Annotated in this window: 2 protein-coding genes; both read left to right on the top strand. The window is 52.9% G+C overall.

Features of this window, described 5'->3' with window-relative positions; genetic code table 11:
• Window positions 1–149 precede the first annotated feature (149 nt).
• Window positions 150–443: a helix-turn-helix domain-containing protein gene (locus DXK50_RS24790; RefSeq protein WP_212632141.1), complete on the top strand. Its 294-nt coding sequence runs from the start codon at window positions 150–152 to the stop codon at window positions 441–443.
• 9 nt (window positions 444–452) lie between these two features.
• A complete protein-coding gene (locus DXK50_RS24785; RefSeq protein WP_212632140.1) occupies window positions 453–1,754 on the top strand; it encodes a HipA domain-containing protein in 1,302 nt (433 codons plus the stop codon).
• Window positions 1,755–1,794: the final 40 nt, after the last annotated feature.

Raw genomic sequence — 1,794 nt, 5'->3', positions numbered from 1 at the left:
TGCGCCCAAGTGAATTGATAGAAATCCTCAAGGTCGTGAGGTTTTTGATGCTATCAATGGTCTACCATCATAAATCCTTACGATCATGAGGATTTGTGGCTAGAATAAACTCGCGACAACATAATCCGCTCGATCATGAGGATTTAGGCATGCAGTTTCAGATCGACACACCGGAAAAAATTGGCATGGTGATTCGCTCAAGCCGCAAGGCCATGGACATGCGCCAGGACGATGCCGCGGGCAGCATCGGCGTGTCCGAGAACTTCCTCGGCAAAGTGGAGCGTGGCGGCGAGTCTGTTCACTGGGGAAAGCTTTTCCAGGTCATGCGGGAGTTGGGGCTTCGAGTCTACGTTGATGTTCCGGATGAAGTCGCGGAACAAACTCAACAGAATCTGGAAAGGCTTCTCGAAAAATCTGAACAACAGCAACCTGCCCAGAGATAGAAAACTGCAATGGATCGCAAATTAAACATCTGGATCAACCAAACACTGATAGGCACCTTATCCGAACAGAACGGGCTTTGGAGCTTCGCCTACACCCAGCAATGGCTACGCCAACCGGATGCCTATCCTCTTTGCCCTAACCTGCCCTTGCAAAACGAACCGCACATGGATGGCGCCTCGGTGCGTCCAGTACAGTGGTACTTCGACAACCTGCTGCCTGAGGAAGGCCAGCGGCAGTTGATCGCTCGAGCCGCGCATACATATGTAGCCGATGCCTTTGGCTTGCTTACCCAATTCGGAGCTGAATCGGCCGGCTCTATCACCCTCCTTCCACCAGATCAGCAACCTACACCAGGTGAACTTCGGGCATTGCCTGATGAAGTACTGTCGCAGCGCATTCGTGATATGCCCCGCGTACCGCTAGCCGAGCGAGCTGCCAAACGCATGTCGCTGGCGGGCGCTCAGCACAAGATGGCCATTATCTTGGATGGTGAGCAACTGCTAGAGCCCACCGGCAACATGCCCTCGACCCATATCCTCAAGCCTGACCACCCAGACTTGGCCTACGCACATTCGGTAATTAACGAGTGGTTTGTCATGACTCTGGCAAAAAGAATGGGCCTTCAAGTTCCAGAAGTCACTCGCAGGTATGTTCCACAACCGGTCTACCTTATCTCCCGTTTCGATAGGCGGCAAACACCTAAAGGCTGGGAGCGGCTGCATTGTATTGATGCCTGCCAATTGCTTGGACTCGACCGAGCCTACAAGTACGATCAAGGCAGCGTGCAACGCCTGCTGGATATCAGCAAGATGTGCAACATCCCGGCAAAAGTTCGTCTAGAGCTATTCCGCTGGCTAGTGTTCAACATCTTGGTGGGCAACGGCGACGCCCACCTGAAAAACCTCAGTTTCTTGGTCACGGCCAAGGGAGTAAACCTTTCCCCCTTTTACGACCTGCTGAGTACCGCGGTGTATACCACTCGTGCGTTTGACCAAGATAGCTGGCCAGAACAGGTCAGAATGGCCTGGCCAGTAGGAGAAGAGGACCGGATTACTCGCCTCAATCGCACAAACGTCGTTGCCGCTGCCGAGTCCATGGGTATAAAAGCCAGCGCAGCACTGGCATCAATCGACAAAATGACATCGGGAATCCAGGCCACTGCGAATCAGTTGCTTGAACAAGTCGTTCGCGACAATCAGGAACTGGCGCTGAAGAAGCCAAATCTCCAAGCAACTCTTGCAGGTGAAATGCGTTGCCTGAGAACTATCGTCCGCATCGTGATTGCCGAAATGTGCAAACAGCTTTCCTGATATCCCGACGGCAACTGCCTAGTAGCATTTCCTCGCATAG

Source organism: Pseudomonas sp. KB-10, assembly GCF_018221585.1.
Classification (GTDB): domain Bacteria; phylum Pseudomonadota; class Gammaproteobacteria; order Pseudomonadales; family Pseudomonadaceae; genus Aquipseudomonas; species Aquipseudomonas yangonensis.
Note: the sequence above shows the minus strand (reverse complement) of the source record. Positions and strands in the feature narration are given on the sequence as shown.

Excerpts from the sequence above, each read along its gene's own strand:
- DXK50_RS24790 (WP_212632141.1), top strand. The coding sequence starts at position 150 with ATGCAGTTTCAGATCGACACACCGGAAAAAATTGGCATGGTGATTCGC.
- DXK50_RS24785 (WP_212632140.1), top strand. The coding sequence starts at position 453 with ATGGATCGCAAATTAAACATCTGGATCAACCAAACACTGATAGGCACC.